This window comes from Pectobacterium versatile, from assembly GCF_003932035.1.
Taxonomy (GTDB): domain Bacteria; phylum Pseudomonadota; class Gammaproteobacteria; order Enterobacterales; family Enterobacteriaceae; genus Pectobacterium; species Pectobacterium versatile.
The window spans coordinates 239,596-258,154 of sequence record NZ_CP034276.1 but is presented as its reverse complement, the minus strand read 5'-3'; the positions used below and the strand labels follow the sequence as shown (position 1 = coordinate 258,154).

The window sequence follows — 18,559 nt, the reverse complement described above, 5'->3', positions numbered from 1 at the left end:
TTTATCCTTATGGGGACTATTCCCGCCAGAAGGTTGGCGTAAACAGCACTAAAAGCGTGAAGACTTCCAAACGACCAAACAGCATTGTCAGTATCAGAATCCATTTCGCCGTATCATTCATCGACGTAAAATTCTCCGCGACGACACCCAAACCCGGTCCCAGATTATTCAATGTGGCGGCGACCGCCGCAAACGCAGAGAAATCATCAACGCCTGTCGCAATGACGGCTAGCATGCTGACAATAAAAACCAGCGCATACGCGGAAAAGAATCCCCATACGGCTTCAAGGATGCGCTCCGGCAACGCGCGGTGCCCCAGCTTGATCGTGTAAACCGCATTCGGATGTACTAAACGCTTGAGCTCACGCGATCCTTGCAGGAAAAGCAGCAGGATACGAATCACTTTCAAGCCGCCCCCAGTTGAGCCCGCACACCCGCCAATAAACGCGGAACACAGAAGCAAAACCGGCAGAAAAAGCGGCCACGATGCAATGCTGTCCGTCGTAAACCCTGCCGTTGTCGCCATAGAGACAACCTGGAAGAATGCCTGATTGATCGTCTGCATCCCGCTGTCATAAACGTGGTGGAACCACAGGACAATCGTACACACGGCCACCAGCGACAGTTGAACAAAGATGAACATGCGGAATTCTGGGTCACGCCAGTATACCTTCAGGCTGCGGCCACTCAGCAGAGCAAAGTGCAAACCAAAGTTACAGCCAGAAATCAGCAGGAATATCGCGATGATGGTGTTAATCGTTGGGCTATTAAAGTAGCCGATACTCGCATCATGAGTAGAGAACCCGCCGACAGACACCGTAGAGAAGCTGTGGCCAATCGCATCGAATACCGGCATGCCAGCCAGCCAAAGCGCGACAGCACAGGCAATCGTAAGTAAGAGGTAAATCAGCCACAGCGTTTTTGCCGTATCGGCAATACGCGGGCGCATTTTGTTTTCCTTCAGCGGCCCCGGCATCTCCGCGCGATAAAGCTGCATCCCACCGACACCAAGAATCGGCAGGATAGCAACGGCGAGTACGATGATCCCCATCCCACCAAACCATTGCAGCATTTGTCGATAAAACAGAATGGCTTTAGGCAGTGAATCCAGCCCGACCAACGTAGTGGCGCCCGTTGTCGTTAACCCAGAGAACGATTCGAAAAAAGCATCCGTTACGCCCAAATTAGGATGTTCAGCAAACAGGAAAGGCAGCGCACCGACACTTCCCAGCACCGTCCAGAAGAGGACTACGATCAGGAACCCTTCACGAGATTTCAGTTCATGCTTCTGTTTTCGGTTTGGTAGCCACAGCATGATGCCAATCGCCAGCGCGACAATAAATGTCTGCGTAAACGCCCGGCCTGCGCCATCACGGTAAATTAACGCCACCAGTCCGGGAATAACCATCGTCCCGGAAAAAAGGATAACCAACTGGCCGACAATACGGGTTATGGCGCGCAAGTGCATCGCAGGGAATTCCTTAATGATTCATAAAAAGCGCTGGGATTATTATGGAACCGGCAATAAATGCAACGCACCGCGACTTAAATCACGCAATTTCGTTGCCGCTTCTTCGGTTCCCCTAACAGGGATAGAGAACCGCAATACAACTTCCACGCCATATTCACTATGCAGCACTTTCCCACCAAGCTGGAAGATCAGTGATTCAACCTGAGGCAACAGCGCATAATCACAGTGTAAGCCATACTCTTTTTGCAATACTTTCTCTTGTAGCGATATCAGTTTCAGCGCTTGCTGAACACCACCGCCATAAGCCTTCACCAGCCCGCCAGTGCCCAGCGGGATTCCGCCATAGTAACGTACCACCACAGCCGTAATCTCACCGATACCGCTTCCCATCAGTTGCGACAGCATCGGTTTGCCCGCCGTGCCGGAAGGCTCACTATCGTCAGAAAAGCCAAGCTGTTGGGAATCGTCGGGCGCACCTGCAACAAACGCCCAGCAGTGATGCCCCGCCGAAGCATGCTCTTCCCTGACATGCTGGATAAACGCCTTTGCCGCGTCGATTCCCGGCGTTGCCGCCAGGATCGTCGTAAAGCGGCTTTTCTTGATTTCCTCACTGAAGCTCACTGGCGCAGCAGGAACGAGATACGCTTGCATCAGGCCAGATTCAGGTCGCGCGTCATGTTCTCCACGCGCCCTTCATGAATGACAATATTATCCTCGATACGGATACCGCCAAACGGTTTCAACGCCTCGATTTTTTGCCAGTCAAAGTGCTGACTCAATTCGCCCTCACGCCACGGAGCAAGCAAGGATTCGATGAAATAGATTCCCGGCTCGATCGTCATGACCATGCCAGCTTCAAGCACACGGGTACAACGCAGGTAAGGATGCTGCGACGGCGCCGCCAGATGTGTGCCGCGATCGTCTTGCATAAATCCGGCAACATCATGCACCTGCAAGCCCAGCGGATGGCCAAGACCGTGTGGCAGGAAAGGCGACGTGAGCCCCTGCTCCACCATGGCTTCTTCGCTGATATCCCGCACCAACTGATGTGATTTCAGCAGCTTAGCAATCCGCTGATGCATCTGAATATGGTAATCGGTATAACGCACTCCCGCCTGAACGGTATCAATCAATGAAAGCATTTCCTGATTGAGATCTTTAATCAGCAGGGCAAACGCGCCATCGCTCTGTGCGGAATAGGTACGCGTAAGATCGGCGGCATAGCCGTTATATTCAGCCCCTGCATCAATCAGGAAGCTGCGGACATCGGAAGGCACCTGATGATCGAGCTGGGTATAGTGCAGCACCGCCGCATGTTCATTGAGCGCAATGATATTGCCGTAAGGCACATCGATATCACGATGGCCGGTAGCCGTCAGATACGCCAGATTAATATCAAACTCACTCATCCCGGACAGAAATGCTTCATGCGCGGCACGATGACCGATAACCGCGGTCTTCTGCGCTTCACGCATACAGGCCAGCTCGTAATCGGTTTTGTAAGCGCGATGATAGTGCAGATAATCCAGCACACCCTGAGGATTGATATTATCCGCACGAATGCCCAAATCCTGCGCACGCTGCGGGGCGTAGCCGATATAGGCAACACGCTCGCGCTGCGATGGAAGCTGCTGCCCGATATCATCGGCATTCCGTAGCACGGTAATCTCAATCTCTTCAGTCCAGAAGCTCTCGGGGACCGGCGCAACGTTATGCCAGTAATCAACTGGCGAATAGAACCACAGCTTCGGCGGGTTCACGCCGTCAACCCAGAGCCAGCAATTCGGCACCTGTGTAACGGGCACCCACGCTTTAAACTGCGGGTTAACTTTGAAAGGATAGTCGTGATCGTCCAGAAAAACGGTCAACAGCTCACCAGAGTGAATCAGTAATGCGTCAAGCTGATGGCGCGCTAAAACCGCCTGAGCACGCGTTTGCAGCGTAGCCAGATGGTGATGATATAAAGAAGCCAGCTTTTCCATGAGTATCCTTGTACGTCACGACATGATCTCTCCATTTTAACACAGGCATTCCCCAAGGGCAGCGTCCGGTGCTTTGTGATCGATTCGGCAAAAAATCAATCTCTCGTTTGCAAAAAATTAACATTAAAACCACAATTCGATTATCTGGTCATACCAGATCACTCACACAAACAGCGGAGATGAACATGCTTTATCAAGGTGAATCCCTCTACCTTAACTGGCTTGAGGACGGCATTGTCGAGCTGGTATTTTCTGCCTCAGGCTCCGTAAACAAGCTAGATACCCGCACGGTTGCCAGCCTGGGTAAGGCGCTAGACGTTCTGGCGGAACAGCCGAACCTGAAGGGCTTACTGCTACGTTCTGACAAACCAGCATTCATTGTCGGTGCCGATATTACAGAATTCCTTTCTCTTTTTGCTGCACCAGCCGAAAAGCTGCATGAATGGCTTGTCTTCGCCAACCGCATTTTCAGCCGCCTTGAGGATTTACCCGTTCCCACACTGTCCGCAATTAATAGCTATGCGTTGGGCGGCGGGTGTGAGTGCGTACTGGCAACCGACTTTCGTTTAGCAACGACGGATGCACGCATCGGGCTGCCTGAGACTAAACTGGGGATTATGCCGGGCTTTGGCGGCACGGTAAGGCTACCGCGTCTGCTGGGTGCGGACAGCGCGCTGGAGATAATCGCCGCAGGCAAAGATATCAGCGCAGCCGATGCCTTAAAAGTGGGACTCGTACAGGCCGTTGTCGCCAATGACAAGCTGGTTCCCGCCGCCATCAAGATGTTGAAACAGGCGATTGACGGCTCACTGGACTGGCAGGCTTACCGACGTCCGAAACTTGACCCGCTGAAGCTCAATAAGATTGAAGCCATGATGAGCTTTACCACCGCCAAAGCGATGGTGCTACAAACTGCGGGCAAACACTATCCGGCACCGATGCTAGCGGTAAAAACCATCGAAGCCGCTGCGACTATGACGCGCGATGACGCATTACAGCTCGAAACGCAGCATTTCGTTCAACTGGCGCGTTCAAATGAAGCTCGCGCACTCGTTGGCATTTTCCTAAACGATCAATATGTTAAAGGCAAAGCGAAGAAACTGATTGGCGAGACATCCGTGCCGCAGCAGGCCGCCGTGCTAGGTGCGGGCATTATGGGTGGCGGCATTGCCTATCAATCCGCGTTCAAAGGCGTGCCAATTCGGATGAAAGATATCAATGAGAAGCCGCTCGCGCTGGGGATGAATGAGGCAGCCAAGCTACTGAATAAGCAGATGGAGCGCGGCAAGCTGGACGGAATGAAAATGGCAACGATTCTGGCGAGCATTCAGCCAACGCTGGATTACGCTGGGTTCGAGCGTACCGACATCGTCGTTGAAGCCGTGGTTGAGAACCCGAAAATCAAAGCCAGCGTACTCGCGGAAACGGAATCGCACGTGAGCGAGAAGACGATTCTGGCTTCGAATACCTCAACCATACCGATTGCTACACTGGCAGCATCGTTAAAACGACCGCAAAATTTCTGCGGTATGCACTTCTTTAACCCAGTCCACCGCATGCCACTGGTCGAAATTATTCGCGGCCCCAAAACCAGCGATAACACCATCGCCAGCGTGGTGGCTTACGCCAGTAAGATGGGCAAGACGCCGATAGTCGTGAACGACTGCCCCGGATTCTTCGTGAATCGGGTGCTGTTCCCTTACTTTGCTGCGTTCAGCTTATTGCTCAGAGATGGTGCCGATTTCCGCGAGATCGATAACGTCATGGAGAAAAAATTCGGTTGGCCGATGGGCCCAGCCTATCTGCTGGACGTTGTCGGTATTGATACCGCTCACCATGCTCAGGCCGTGATGGCTGAGGGCTTCCCACAGCGCATGGCGAAAGATTATCGCGATGCGATTGATGTGCTGTTTGAACACCAGCGCTTCGGACAGAAGAATGGTCACGGCTTCTACCGTTATCAAACCGATGGCAAGGGGAAGTTGCGTAAAGAACAGGATGAGGCTGTCGAAACACTGCTTAAGGACATCAGCCAGCCGAAAAAAGCGTTCAGTGCAGAAGAGATTATCGCTCGCATGATGATCCCGATGATTAATGAAGTCGCGCGCTGTCTGGAAGAAGGTATCGTCGCTAGCCCCGCCGAAGCGGACATGGCGCTGGTATACGGGTTAGGTTTCCCTCCCTTCCACGGCGGAGCTTGCCGCTATCTGGATACACTAGGCAGCGAACACTACGTCGAGATGGCGCAACAATTGGCACACCTCGGTGCAATCTATCAGGTGCCTGACGGCTTGCAGCAAAAAGCCAAAAGTAATGAAGGCTATTACCCATCGGTCGCGCCACACGCGGACGTTTCTTACGGCCAACCGGCATGAGGGCAGGAAATATGGAAAAGGTAGTGATTGTTGATGCCGTACGCACGCCGATGGGGCGCTCCAAAGGCGGAGCCTTCCGTCAGGTGAGAGCCGAAGACCTGTCCGCACACCTGATGCGTAGCCTGTTGACCCGTAACGCAGCGCTGGATGCCCGTGAGATCGACGATATCTATTGGGGATGTGTGCAACAGACGCTGGAGCAAGGCTTCAACGTCGCCCGTAATGCTGCTTTGCTGGCAGAAATTCCGATGAATGTCCCCGCCACCACGGTTAACCGGCTGTGCGGCTCCTCCATGCAGGCGCTCCACGATGCGGCCCGTGCCATTATGGTTGGCGACGCGAATGTCTGCTTAATTGGCGGCGTCGAGCATATGGGACATGTGCCGATGAATCATGGCGTCGATTTTCATCCGGGGCTGAGCCGCACCATAGCTAAAGCGGCGGGTATGATGGGGCTCACGGCCGAGATGCTGGGGCGTATGCACAATATTAGCCGTGAGATGCAGGATCAGTTCGCCGCACGTTCGCACCAGCGCGCCCACCGCGCCACCCAGTCAGGAGCGTTTCGTCGTGAAATCATCCCCACGGCGGGCCATGATGCAGACGGCGCACTGCAACGCTTCGATTATGATGAGGTCATTCGCCCAGACACCACCGTCGATAGCCTTGCCGCACTCAAACCGGCATTCGATCCGGTTAACGGTACGGTGACAGCCGCGTCATCCTCGGCGCTGTCCGATGGCGCAGCAGCCATGTTGATCATGAGTGAATCCCGCGCGGCATCGTTAGGCTTATCCGTACGGGCTCGTATCCGGGCGATGGCCGTGGTTGGCTGCGATCCTTCGATTATGGGTTACGGCCCCGTCCCAGCGACCAAACTGGCGTTGAAACGGGCAGGACTAAGTCTGACCGATATCGGCATCTTTGAGCTCAATGAAGCATTCGCCGCCCAGACGCTACCCTGTATTAAAGATCTGGGGCTTCTGGAACAGTTGGATGAAAAGGTCAATCTTAATGGCGGCGCGATTGCGCTGGGTCATCCGCTCGGCTGCTCAGGCGCACGCATCTCTACCACGTTGATTAATCTGATGGAAAGTCGCGATGCTCAGTTTGGCGTGGCGACGATGTGCATCGGGCTGGGACAGGGTATTGCGACCGTGTTTGAGCGCGTCTAAACACAGGAAAGCTCTGTCAGAAAACAGCCAGAAACCAAAAATCCCACAGCCGTGGGATTTTTATTTTTACTTGCTTATGCCTTAACTGCTTTAAATAAACGAAAATGCGTCGCTGAACATATGGGCTGCCAGCGCACCGCGCTCGTTACAAAAACGTTCACGGGCAATTTTCGCCATTTCAAAGCGGCCAGCAATATAGATATCCTGCTCTGCCAGTGAGCCGTAGTCCTGCAATACCGCGCTCAGAACGGTGCCCGTTCTGCCATCCCATCCCTCTTCTGGCTGTTCGACGACTGGCACCACCCGCAGATTGGGGTGCTTAGCCGCAAAGCCTTCAAGCTCGGGTAAGTCATACAAATGCTGGGATTCACGCCCACCCCAGTAAATAGCGATATCGCGCTCGGGTTGCTGCGACAGCGCGGTCAGCAGGATAGAACGCACATACGAAAATCCGGTTCCACCCGCAATCAACACCAGCGGACGCGTACTCTCTTCTCGCAGCCAGGCTTCGCCATGCGGGATATCGACCGTCAGGGTTTTTTCCTTGTGAATGCGTTCCATCACCGCCATCGCGTAAAGATTCAGTTCGGACGCCCCAATGTGCAATTCAATAAAGTTTTTATCCATCGGGGTCGATGCCAGTGAAAAAGGACGTTTATCTCGATCGCCCATCACTACCATCAAATACTGGCCAGCCCGAAAGGAAAACGGCGCTTCAGGTAACAAACGAACGCGATAAACCGTATCGGTTATGGCTTCGACCGAAGTCACTTTACAGCTCAATGTTGTCATGCATTCCCTCTATAGGGTCATAAAAGCAAAACTGAGAACAGGGCAGCAGCCGTTAACGCCGGGGCTCTCTGTCACTAAAAATGGCCAATTCGTCCCATATTTCATCAATGCGGGCACAAACCTGTGGGTCTTTCTTGATGGGGTGACCCCACTCGCGCTGCGTCTCGCCAGGCCATTTATTGGTGGCGTCCAGACCCATTTTGGAGCCAAGGCCAGAAACCGGCGAGGCAAAATCAAGGTAATCTATCGGCGTATTTTCTACTAATACCGTATCGCGTGCCGGATCCATACGCGTAGTGATCGCCCATATCACGTCGTTCCAGTCACGCGCATTAACGTCATCATCGCAGACAATGACAAATTTCGTATACATGAACTGGCGTAAAAAAGACCACACACCCATCATGACGCGTTTAGCATGGCCCGCGTACTGTTTCTTCATGGTAACGACCGCCAGACGGTAAGAGCAACCCTCCGGTGGCAAATAAAAATCGACAATCTCAGGAAACTGCTTTTGCAGGATCGGCACGAAAACTTCGTTCAACGCCACACCCAAAACAGCAGGCTCATCCGGTGGCCGTCCGGTGTAAGTCGAGTGATAAATCGCATTCTGGCGCTGAGTAATGTGCGTAACGGTGAAAACTGGGAAGTGATCGACCTCATTGTAATAGCCGGTATGGTCGCCATACGGCCCTTCCGCCGCCATTTCTCCCGGTTCAATATAGCCTTCCAGAACAATTTCCGCACTGGCAGGCACTTCCAAATCGTTCGACAGGCACTTCACCACTTCAGTCTTATGCCCACGCAGCAACCCCGCAAAGGCATATTCCGATAGCGTATCAGGGACAGGCGTCACCGCACCAAGGATCGTCGCAGGGTCAGCGCCCAATGCGACAGACACCGGAAAACGCTGCCCTGGATTTTCCTGACACCACTCCTGAAAATCCAGTGCGCCGCCGCGATGAGATAGCCAGCGCATGATCAGTTTGTTTTTACCCAGCACCTGCTGACGATAGATTCCCAGATTCTGCCGCTCTTTAAGCGGCCCGCGCGTCACGGTGAGCCCCCAGGTAATCAGCGGCGCGGCATCTCCCGGCCAGCACTGCATCACCGGAATCCGCCGCAGGTCTACGTCATCTCCCTGCCAAATCTGTTCCTGACACGGTGCAGAAGACAGGCGCTTCGTCGGCATATTCAATACCTGACGGAACTTCGGCATTTTATCCACCAGATCGCGGAACCCTTTGGGTGGCTCCGGCTCTTTCAAAAACGCCAGCAGCTTGCCCACCTCACGCAGTGCGCTGACCTCTTCCTGCCCCATGCCCAACGCAACACGTTTCGGCGTGCCAAATAAATTGCACAGCACTGGCATGTCATAGCCTTTGGGGTTCTCAAACAGGAGGGCTGGACCTTCCGCACGCAGCGTTCGGTCAGCAATTTCCGTCATTTCAAGGTAGGGATCGATGGGCTGGGTAATGCGTTTTAACTCCCCTCTCTCTTCCAGCAGTGAGAGGAACTCGCGTAAGTCACGGTATTTCATGCTATTCATCGGGGGCAGTCTATCGTTCTGGCTATTATAAAGTCTCTTCGCCAACCTGTCGCTTCCCGCAACGCCTATTTATAGTAAGAATCTGCTCACTATCAAGAATCCGAACGCCAAAATGTGGTAACAAAAATATCTGCCGAAAATTTTTTATCCGTGCTCGCTTTTGTTATGCTTGCTCGTCGGAATCATAAGTCTGCGAAATTATGGAAGCCTGGTACTTACTGTATTGTAAACGTGGTCAACTGCTGCGAGCGAAAGAGCATCTGGAACGTCAAGATGTCAACTGCGTGAGCCCGATGATCACGCTGGATAAGATCGTTCGTGGTAAACGGACCGAAGTGTGTGAGCCGCTGTTCCCAAACTACCTGTTTGTGGAGTTCGATCCCGAACGCATCCACACCACCACCATCAGCGCGACGCGTGGGGTGAGTAATTTTGTGCGATTCGGTGCGCTGCCAGCGACCATTCCGCAGCAGGTTATCGATGAATTGTCACTTCGCCCGATTCAGGGAATCATTGACCCACTGACGCCACAGCCTGGCGATAGCGTGGTTATTACCGACGGTATTTTCTCTGGTCTTCAGGCTATTTACACCGAGCCTGATGGCGAAGCCCGCTCGATGCTGTTGCTGAATATGCTGAACAAACAGGTCAGACAGAGCATTGATAACCGTGAGTTTCGTAAAGCCTAATCCTTTGAAAAAATAGCCCGACGCTCCTTGCCTCTTTGCCCTACCCGGCGCGTTTATCCCGCGCCGGATGAGAACAGACCTAGCGTTGCATATGCTGATCGTGCAGCCACTGTGCGGCACGCTTGGCAAAATAGGTCAGCACACCATCTGCACCCGCGCGTTTAAAGCACAGCAGAGACTCCATCACTACCGGTTGTTCTTGCAACCAGCCGTTCTGAATCGCCGCCATGTGCATCGCATATTCGCCAGATACCTGATAAGCAAAGGTCGGCACGCCGAACGACTCTTTGACGCGACGCACCACGTCCAGATAAGGCATCCCCGGTTTGACCATCACCATATCCGCGCCTTCCTGCAAATCCTGCGCGATTTCCTGCAAGGCTTCATCACTGTTAGCTGGGTCCATCTGGTAGGTTTTCTTGTTGCCACCTTTCAGGTTGCCCGCTGAGCCCACGGCGTCACGGAAAGGCCCGTAATAGCACGATGCATATTTAGCCGAGTACGCCATGATCTGGGTATTGATCAGGTTTTGTGCTTCAAGGGTGTCACGAATAGCGCCGATGCGGCCGTCCATCATGTCGCTAGGCGCAATGATTTCTGCGCCGGCTTCTGCATGGGACAGCGCCTGACGTACCAAAATCTCCTTGGTGACGTCGTTAATCACATAACCATCCGCATCGATAATCCCGTCCTGCCCGTGTGTGGTATAGGGATCGAGCGCCACATCCGTCAGCAAACCCAGCTCAGGGACAGCGTCTTTCAGCGCGCGGATCGTGCGAGGAACCAGACCATCCGAGTTATAGGCTTCTTCGGCATAGAGTGATTTTTTATCCGCTTCAATGACGGGGAACAGCGACAGTACCGGAACGCCGAGCTTAGCGATCTCTTCGGCTTCTTTCAGAAGCACGTCGATAGTCATCCGGTATACCCCCGGCATGGAGGGAACTTCCTGACGATGATTTGTCCCTTCCATCACGAAAACGGGATAAATCAAATCATTCACCGTCAGTTGATTTTCAGCAACCAGGCGACGGCTGAAATCATGGCGACGAATGCGGCGCATACGTCGGCCAGGGAAAGTGCCGGGAAAAGCAGTGCTCATGTCATTATTCTCCTGAATCAGGCCAGCCGGAAAACCCGGCGGGCATTTTCATCTGTTGTCTGTCCCAACCATGTGGCATCTTCTCCACGCCACTCCGCAATCTGGCGAATAATATGAGGCAGATAACAGGGTTCGTTACGGCGGGAGGCCGGTTTAGGGCGTAAATCCCGGGGTAACAGATAAGGTGCATCGGTTTCCACCAACAGCCGATCGGCAGGAATATGCGGCAATAAGGCACGCAGCTCAAGTCCGCGACGCTCATCGCAAACCCAGCCAGTGATGCCAATCATCAACCCCGCAGCCAGACACTCATCCAATTCATGACGATTACCGGTAAAGCAGTGGACCACGGCGGCAGGTAACTGGCTCAGCCATGGCATCAGCAGAGAAATAAAGCGGGGATGTGCGTCGCGGCAGTGAAGGAAAACCGGCATGGACCGTTCAGCCGCTATCGCTAACTGTGCGCTGAATGCCCCTTCCTGTTCTTCTGGCGTCGAAAAGTTACGGTTGAAATCCAACCCGCATTCACCAATAGCAACCACGCAAGCAGCGTTTGCCATTTGGTGGAGTTGTTCGGCGATAGCGCCATTCCATTGGCTGGCATCATGCGGATGAACGCCCGCCGTTGAACAACAGTAATCGGGATAGGCTTGCGCCAGTAACATGGCCTGATGGCTTTCCTGGGCATTGGTGCCCGTGATCAAGATGCCACTGACACCCGCTTGCTTTGCCCGGATGACGACCTGCTCCCGATCTTTTTCAAACTGAGAACTGGTTAGGTTGACACCGATATCAAACATGACTCTCACTCTGGCGAATAAAAAATAAGACCTCTCAAAGAGAGGTCATTTTACCGTCCTGCCGCAGGGAACCGTTAGTTACGGCGATGGCTCTTCCGCTTCAGCTCGTCGGCCTTTGCCAACATAAAACCGCGCGAAAAATACACCGATTTCAAACAGCAGATACATCGGAACCGCCAGTAGCGTCTGTGAGAAAACGTCCGGCGGCGTCAGCAGCATCCCGACAACGAATGCGCCCACCAAAATATAAGGGCGTTTCTTCTTCAGGTCTTCTGGCGTCACCACACCACTCCAGCAGAGCAGCACGATGGCAACGGGCACCTCAAACGATATGCCGAACGCCATGAACAGCGCCATAACAAAATCGAGGTAGTTATTGATGTCTGTCGCAATCAATACGCCAACCGGCGCGGTTTTCGCAAAAAAACCAAACGCCAGCGGGAACACCACAAAATACGCGAACGCCATGCCCGAATAAAACAGCAGACTGCTGGAAACCAGCAACGGCATCATTAAGCGACGCTCGTGTTTATACAAGGCTGGAGCCACAAATGCCCACACCTGATACAGCACCAGCGGCGCAGCGACAAATACTGAGACAATCATCGTCAGCTTTATCGGCGTAAAGAAAGGTGAGGCGACATCGGTCGCGATCATGCTGGCACCCGCAGGCAATTGCTCAATGAGCGGAGCAGAAACCAGTTGATAAATGTCGTTGGCAAAGAACACCAGCGCAATAAATACCGCCAGCACACAGATAATGCTGTTCAGTAGCCGCTTGCGTAGCTCAATCAGGTGGCTAATTAGCGGTTGAGTCTCTTCATTGGCCATAAACTAACGACTATCACTCGGTTGGCGGGCAGAAACAGCAGAAAACTGGGCCTGCTCAGGTTTGACATTATCGTTGCCGACAGCGTCAGCACTTGCGGCGTTGCGATCATCATGGTGGTGTTCAGCAGCAGAGCTTTCAGGTTTAGGCTGGCTGGCTGCAGGACGTGGACGTACAGCGGTTTCCGCTTCAATAACCCCATCATAGGCCGCTTCGGGATCGCTCAGCGGAATGTTGTGCTGCGGTTCCACCGTTGCACGATGACCCTCTGGCGTTTGGTGCCCATCTACCTTTTGCGGCGACACTGTCTCGGTATAGCCGCGTTTCATCGCTTCTGCCGCTTCTTTAAGTTCATCCATTGAGGCTTTCAACTCAGGCGACAGATTCTGCAAACTGGCTTTTTCGACTTTCTTCAGGCTTTCCTGAAACTCCTGGAGTTTCAGCTCCTGCGACAGTTCATTCTGAACCGTAGACGCCAGCGAACGCAGCGTCCTGATCCAGCTTGCCACCGTTCTGACTGCCACAGGCAAACGCTCCGGCCCGAGAACAATCAGGCCGAGAACCATCACCAATAGCAATTCACCAAAACCGATATCGAACACAGATTACACCTGCTCTTTATGCTGGCTCTTCGTTTCGCCCGGCTTGACGTCTGATTGGTTGTCAGCGATAGACTTGGTAGAGAAATCGGCATCTGGCTGCGTTTTGTCTGCGCTAGTGGACGGTTGATCGTCACCCATCGCTTTCTTAAAACCTTTGATGGATGCACCCAGATCCGAACCCAGCGTTCTCAGCTTGTTGGTTCCGAACAGTAAGATGACGATGACTGCGATAATCAACAGGTTCCAGAGACTAATACCACCCATAACATTTACCTCTTTTCGAAAAGGGGAACGACAGAATTCTCGTTATTATATCGGGTAATTCTGGCGTGCATCATGATCTGCTTCAACGAGTTCGACGCCAACCGATAATCCAGGCAACAATTCCTGCGGCCATCAATCCCGAGGGAACCATATCGGCTTCAACACGGCTGATCAGTAACAACGTACCACTGATTAGCAGCGTTGCGCCAATACCCAAAAGATATCGTGACTGTCCTTGACGAGACTGCCGCGTCTTTAACTCATAGGCCAGCTTATCGACGCTTTGCTTTAACATCTTATGCTGACGTAGCCCGTCATAAAACAGCTCAGGGACTTCCGGCAATTTTTCAGCCCAGAACGGCGCCTTTTCTTTGAGCGCACGGAAAACCGCAGGCAAACCGACCTGTTGTTTCAGCCAGTTTTCCAGAAACGGCTTGGCGGTTTTCCACAGATCGAGCTGCGGATAAAGCTGCCGACCCACGCCTTCAACATACAGCAGCGTTTTTTGCAGCAGCACTAACTGCGGCTGGACTTCCATATTGAAGCGACGCGCCGTATTAAACAAATTCAATAATACATGACCGAACGAAATTTCCGCCAACGGCTTCTCGAAGATCGGCTCACAGACCGTACGAATAGCAAACTCAAAATCTGCAACATTCGTGTCCGCAGGCACCCAGCCCGAATCCACATGCAGTTCGGCAACTTTGCGATAATCACGGTTGAAGAAGGCAATGAAATTCTCAGCCAGATAGCGCTTATCTTCTTTGTTCAACGAACCGACGATACCGCAATCAATACCGATGTATTGCGGGTCCTCCGGGTGCTCATAGCTGATAAAGATATTGCCGGGATGCATATCTGCGTGGAAGAAACTGTCGCGGAACACCTGCGTGAAGAAAACCTGAACGCCGCGTTCTGCCAGTAACTTCATATCCGTGCCATTAGCTTTCAGCGTGTCGACATCAGAAACAGGAATACCGTAGATTCGCTCCATCACCAACATGCTTTCGCTGCAATAATCCGAATAAACTTCCGGCACATACAGCATCGGGCTATTCTCAAAATTACGCCGCAGTTGGATAGCGTTTGCCGCTTCTCGCAGCAAGTTCAGCTCATCAAGCAGCGTTTTTTCATATTCCAGCACCACTTCGCGCGGACGCAGGCGGCGACCATCTGGCAACAGGTGAGGCAACCACCCCGCCAGGCGTTTCATCAGGCGCATATCCGCCTTGATGACAGGCAAAATATCCGGGCGAATGACCTTGATAACGATCTCTTTTCCGGTACTTTTCAGGCAGGCGGTATGCACTTGCGCAATTGAGGCAGAGGCCAGCGGTTTAATATCAAAATCGTCAAACCACTCTTCAAGAGGGATTCCGCCCATCGACAGCTCAATCTGTTCGCGTGCCAGTTTTCCATCAAACGGCTCAACCTTATCCTGCAACATCGCCAGTTGATCGGCGATAGCCGGTGGGAACAGATCGCGGCGTGTAGACATCATTTGTCCGAACTTAATCCACACGGGCCCCAGTTCCTGAAGCGCCAAACGCAGGCGTTCCCCTAAAGGCTTATTGCGGTGACGATTGGGTAACCAGAACAACAGATGACGACCCGCACGTAGCGGCAGCGTCAGTCGCATTTTAGGAATAAGCTCGTCCAGACCATAGCTCAACAGCACACGCACAATGCTGTAAAGGCGGCGTAATTCACTGGGCGTCATCGTAAAGCCTCCAGCTTCGCCAGCCGTTCGGACAACGTATCGGCGGATTTATCCAGCGCAACAATTTCCTCATGGAACCAGGCGTTTTCCAGTTTTCCCGGGGCCAGTCGCCATTCTTCCGTTAGCGTCTCAGACAAGAAATGTTGCTGCTGATGTAATGAGCGTCTCAGGAAACTCAGGGTTTTCTGTGCCGTTTGGGTAAGCCCCTGAGCAACAATATCGCCCAGATAGGGGGACAACCACTCCGCCGGATCGAACTCCGCCAGATCAACCAGCACGATGAACTGTTGAACAACTTGAATATCGCCTTCTATCACCAGCTCGCCGCTGCGCATCAGCGACGATAGCTGCTGACGATCGCGTAATTTCATCAGAACCGGAACGCGTGTTTTCAGGCAGCAATCCGCAGGCTCGCCCCATTGGCTGATCACATCCAGCCGCTGTTCGTTAAACACCAGCACCAAGGGCACATCCAGTTCAGCCAACTCGATCTGAAGTGTTTTCCCCTGCAAGCGCTGGCGTGCAGACTTCATGCTACGATCGCAAGAAACTGTATCGTGAAAAAGCAGCTGATTCAGCGCGGTTTCCAGCGTAGCGGTCAGAAAAGACGTTATCAGCATTGGCGTTTCCAATCAGAATTTAAACCCACGATGCAGCGCAACGATTCCACCGGTGAGGTTGAAATAGTTAACACTGTCAAAACCGGCATCGACCATCATCCCTTTCAGCGTTTCCTGATCGGGGTGCATGCGGATAGATTCCGCCAGATAGCGGTAGCTCCCAGCATCACTCGCCACGGCTTCGCCAATCCTCGGCAGGATATGGAATGAATAAGCATCATAAACGGTGCTCAGTTGTTTAATGATCGGCTTGGAAAACTCCAGCACCAGCAACCGACCACCTGGCTTCAGCACGCGGTACATTGAGCGCAGCGCTTTGTTTTTGTCCGTCACGTTGCGCAGACCAAAGGAGATAGTAATGCAGTCGAAGAAGTCATCAGGGAACGGCAGCGCTTCAGCATTGGCCTGCACGTAGTTGATGTTGTCGATAATGCCTTTATTACGCAGTTTTTCGCGGCCCACTTTCAGCATTGATGCGTTGATGTCCGCCAGAATGACCTCACCACCTTCGCCAACCATACGGGAGAATTTGGCAGTTAAATCTCCTGTTCCTCCGGCAAGATCCAGAACACGCTGGTTACGTCGTACCCCACTACATTCGATAGTGAAACGCTTCCAGACACGGTGGATACCAAAGGACATCAGGTCATTCATCAAGTCATACTTTGCTGCTACAGAATGAAAAACCTCAGCCACCATGACTTCTTTTTCATCCCTGGCGACAGTCCGAAAACCAAAGTCGGCCGTTTTCTCCTGCTCACTTGCCATCTTATCCGCCTACTATTTCAGTCAAATTTCGGGTCTACCCATTTATGGTGAGAGTGTACCAGACCCGTATAAAAACCCCACTGCACTAATTTCGCATAGCCTGGAGCCAAGCCCGCGAAATCCATACCTATTTATATCCGTCATACTTCAAGCTGCTTGTGCGTTGGCTTCACGCAACTCGAATTATTTAGGATAGGTTACGAGTCGCTAAGGGGGATTCCCCTTCTTCGCCCTCCGTTTCCACGGTTGGTGAAACAGCGTCGGGTGCTACGGAATCCGGTAATTCATCGCGTTCAGCGTGCTCATGGGCCGTTGCTTTTTCTGCTAATGACGGGCTGATCGTGCGTTTAATTTCTACGCCCAGCGCACGGAACCCCTCAGCCTGGCCAATAAGGTTACCACGCCCAGAGGAAAGTTTATTCATCGCCTGACGATAAGTGCCCTGCGCTTTATCCAGACTCTGCCCCAGCGCTTCCATGTCGTCTACGAACAACCGCAGCTTATCGTACAGCCGCGACGCTTTTTCAGCGATCTGCTGTGCATTGCGGCTCTGTTGTTCATAGCGCCATAAATTATTGATGGTGCGTAATGCCACCAGCAGCGTGGTCGGGCTGACCAGCATAATATTGTGCTTTAACGCCTCGTTGATCAATTCGGGCTGGCGATCGATAGCGACCAGAAAGGCAGGTTCGACCGGAATAAACATCAGCACATAATCTAGCGAACGCAGACCCGGAAGCTGCTGATAATCTTTGCTGCTCAACTGCCGAATATGGCTGCGAACCGAGAGCAAATGTTCGTTCAGCGCCACACTCCGCTCTGCATCATCGTCACTATTAAAATAGCGCTCGTAGGCCACCAGCGACATTTTGGCATCGATCACAACATCTTTGCCCTGCGGTAAACGCACGATGACATCCGGTTGCAGGCGGCTATTTGTGCCTGTTTGCACGCTAACCTGAGTTTGATACTCGTAGCCTTCACGCAGGCCGGAGGCTTCGAGCACGCGGCTTAACACCACCTCGCCCCAGTTACCCTGCGTCTTATTGTCGCCTTTCAGTGCTTTCGTCAGATTGATAGCTTCATGTGCCATCTGCGCGTTCAGTTGTTGCAGATTGCGGATTTCATGCGCCAACGTGTGACGCTCGCGCGCTTCCGCACCAAAGCTTTCCTGCACCTGACGGCGGAAACCATCAAGCTGCTCACGCAGCGGCATCAGCAGCTTATCCAGACTCTGTTTATTTTGTTCATCCACTTTGCGGCCGCTATGTTCAAAAATCCGGTTCGCCAGATTCTCAAACTGCGTCGTCAACCGCTGTTCGCTGTTTGCCAGCAGACGCTGCTTTTCTTCCGCCGCCATACGGGTTTCTTCCAGCCGAATGGTGACTTCCCGCAGCTCCGCTTCCTGCGAGCTGTTGATTTCACGCAGCGTTCGCAGTTCCTGATTTAACTGCACACATTCCTCGCGGAGTTCAGCAAGCTGTTGCAGCTTTTCATGGCTGGCAGAGAGTTGAGCGTGAACCGTGCGCAGCTCTAGCTCATTTTGCCGTAGCCGCTGTTCGTCCTGCTGTTTTGCCTGCTGCTGTTCGCTGAGTGACTGCTGAGCCTGCTGCAATGTCTGCGCCAGCAACTGCTGTTCGGTGTCATGCCGCGACAACTTCTGCTGATGAATCAGGCTGGCAATTAACCACCCGACCAATAGCCCGACCGCACTGCCGCCCAGACCATAAAATATGCTGATATCCACTTTGCCTCCGCAGGCCTTTCACGCTGTCGGTCAAGGTAAAATGATACTGTATGGATGTCCAGAAACAATTC

At 52.8% G+C, this 18,559-nt stretch carries 17 protein-coding genes; 3 read left to right on the top strand and 14 right to left on the bottom strand.

Annotation, left to right across the window (positions count from 1 at the left end; translation table 11 throughout):
* Positions 1 to 16 precede the first annotated feature (16 nt).
* The 3 genes from trkH to pepQ are packed head-to-tail and all read right to left on the bottom strand — an operon-like array spanning position 17 to position 3,453.
* Complete coding sequence (gene trkH / locus EIP93_RS01150; RefSeq protein ID WP_010298674.1) at positions 17 to 1,468, bottom strand: Trk system potassium transporter TrkH; 1,452 nt, start codon at positions 1,466 to 1,468, stop codon at positions 17 to 19.
* Between the two features lie 42 nt (positions 1,469 to 1,510).
* A complete protein-coding gene (locus EIP93_RS01145; RefSeq protein WP_125232161.1) occupies positions 1,511 to 2,122 on the bottom strand; it encodes an IMPACT family protein in 612 nt (203 codons plus the stop codon).
* Complete coding sequence (gene pepQ, locus EIP93_RS01140; RefSeq protein WP_107332167.1) at positions 2,122 to 3,453, bottom strand: Xaa-Pro dipeptidase; 1,332 nt, start codon at positions 3,451 to 3,453, stop codon at positions 2,122 to 2,124. The genes EIP93_RS01145 and pepQ overlap by 1 nt, the downstream gene beginning before the upstream one ends.
* 185 nt (positions 3,454 to 3,638) lie before the next feature.
* Between pepQ and fadB the strand changes: the two genes are divergently transcribed.
* The gene (gene fadB, locus EIP93_RS01135) at positions 3,639 to 5,828 is read left to right on the top strand and encodes a fatty acid oxidation complex subunit alpha FadB (protein WP_125232160.1); all 2,190 of its coding nucleotides are present in this window, start codon (positions 3,639 to 3,641) and stop codon (positions 5,826 to 5,828) included.
* A gap of 11 nt (positions 5,829 to 5,839) precedes the next feature.
* Positions 5,840 to 7,003, top strand: a complete 1,164-nt coding sequence (gene fadA, locus EIP93_RS01130) for an acetyl-CoA C-acyltransferase FadA (RefSeq protein WP_103943030.1) — start codon at positions 5,840 to 5,842, stop codon at positions 7,001 to 7,003.
* Between the two features lie 90 nt (positions 7,004 to 7,093).
* Here fadA and fre read toward each other — a convergent pair whose 3' ends face one another.
* Together fre and ubiD are read right to left on the bottom strand one after the other, a co-directional pair.
* Positions 7,094 to 7,795, bottom strand: a complete 702-nt coding sequence (gene fre / locus EIP93_RS01125; RefSeq protein WP_010298665.1) for an NAD(P)H-flavin reductase — start codon at positions 7,793 to 7,795, stop codon at positions 7,094 to 7,096.
* A 52-nt stretch (positions 7,796 to 7,847) separates the two neighbouring features.
* Complete coding sequence (ubiD, locus tag EIP93_RS01120) at positions 7,848 to 9,344, bottom strand: 4-hydroxy-3-polyprenylbenzoate decarboxylase (protein WP_103183499.1); 1,497 nt, start codon at positions 9,342 to 9,344, stop codon at positions 7,848 to 7,850.
* Positions 9,345 to 9,544: 200 nt separating this feature from the next.
* Between ubiD and rfaH the strand changes: the two genes are divergently transcribed.
* Positions 9,545 to 10,033, top strand: a complete 489-nt coding sequence (gene rfaH, locus EIP93_RS01115) for a transcription/translation regulatory transformer protein RfaH (protein WP_039474653.1) — start codon at positions 9,545 to 9,547, stop codon at positions 10,031 to 10,033.
* 79 nt (positions 10,034 to 10,112) lie between these two features.
* Here rfaH and hemB read toward each other — a convergent pair whose 3' ends face one another.
* The 9 genes from hemB to rmuC all read right to left on the bottom strand — a co-directional run bounded on the left by hemB (position 10,113) and on the right by rmuC (position 18,488).
* Positions 10,113 to 11,135 (bottom strand): porphobilinogen synthase, encoded by a 1,023-nt coding sequence (gene hemB / locus EIP93_RS01110; RefSeq protein WP_103972328.1) that lies wholly within the window; start codon positions 11,133 to 11,135, stop codon positions 10,113 to 10,115.
* Between the two features lie 17 nt (positions 11,136 to 11,152).
* Positions 11,153 to 11,935, bottom strand: a complete 783-nt coding sequence (gene tatD, locus EIP93_RS01105) for a 3'-5' ssDNA/RNA exonuclease TatD (protein ID WP_125232159.1) — start codon at positions 11,933 to 11,935, stop codon at positions 11,153 to 11,155.
* Between the two features lie 78 nt (positions 11,936 to 12,013).
* A complete protein-coding gene (gene tatC, locus EIP93_RS01100; RefSeq protein ID WP_102116972.1) occupies positions 12,014 to 12,766 on the bottom strand; it encodes a Sec-independent protein translocase subunit TatC in 753 nt (250 codons plus the stop codon).
* Between the two features lie 3 nt (positions 12,767 to 12,769).
* Positions 12,770 to 13,366 (bottom strand): Sec-independent protein translocase protein TatB, encoded by a 597-nt coding sequence (tatB, locus tag EIP93_RS01095; RefSeq protein ID WP_125232158.1) that lies wholly within the window; start codon positions 13,364 to 13,366, stop codon positions 12,770 to 12,772.
* A gap of 3 nt (positions 13,367 to 13,369) precedes the next feature.
* Positions 13,370 to 13,630, bottom strand: a complete 261-nt coding sequence (gene tatA, locus EIP93_RS01090; protein WP_039364213.1) for a Sec-independent protein translocase subunit TatA — start codon at positions 13,628 to 13,630, stop codon at positions 13,370 to 13,372.
* Between the two features lie 82 nt (positions 13,631 to 13,712).
* Positions 13,713 to 15,353: a ubiquinone biosynthesis regulatory protein kinase UbiB gene (ubiB, locus tag EIP93_RS01085; RefSeq protein WP_125232157.1), complete on the bottom strand. Its 1,641-nt coding sequence runs from the start codon at positions 15,351 to 15,353 to the stop codon at positions 13,713 to 13,715.
* Positions 15,350 to 15,973: a ubiquinone biosynthesis protein UbiJ gene (ubiJ, locus tag EIP93_RS01080; RefSeq protein ID WP_039307271.1), complete on the bottom strand. Its 624-nt coding sequence runs from the start codon at positions 15,971 to 15,973 to the stop codon at positions 15,350 to 15,352. The genes ubiB and ubiJ overlap by 4 nt, the downstream gene beginning before the upstream one ends.
* Before the next feature lie 12 nt (positions 15,974 to 15,985).
* Complete coding sequence (gene ubiE, locus EIP93_RS01075; RefSeq protein WP_010298645.1) at positions 15,986 to 16,741, bottom strand: bifunctional demethylmenaquinone methyltransferase/2-methoxy-6-polyprenyl-1,4-benzoquinol methylase UbiE; 756 nt, start codon at positions 16,739 to 16,741, stop codon at positions 15,986 to 15,988.
* Between the two features lie 187 nt (positions 16,742 to 16,928).
* The gene (rmuC, locus tag EIP93_RS01070; protein ID WP_125232156.1) at positions 16,929 to 18,488 is read right to left on the bottom strand and encodes a DNA recombination protein RmuC; all 1,560 of its coding nucleotides are present in this window, start codon (positions 18,486 to 18,488) and stop codon (positions 16,929 to 16,931) included.
* Positions 18,489 to 18,559 lie beyond the last annotated feature (71 nt).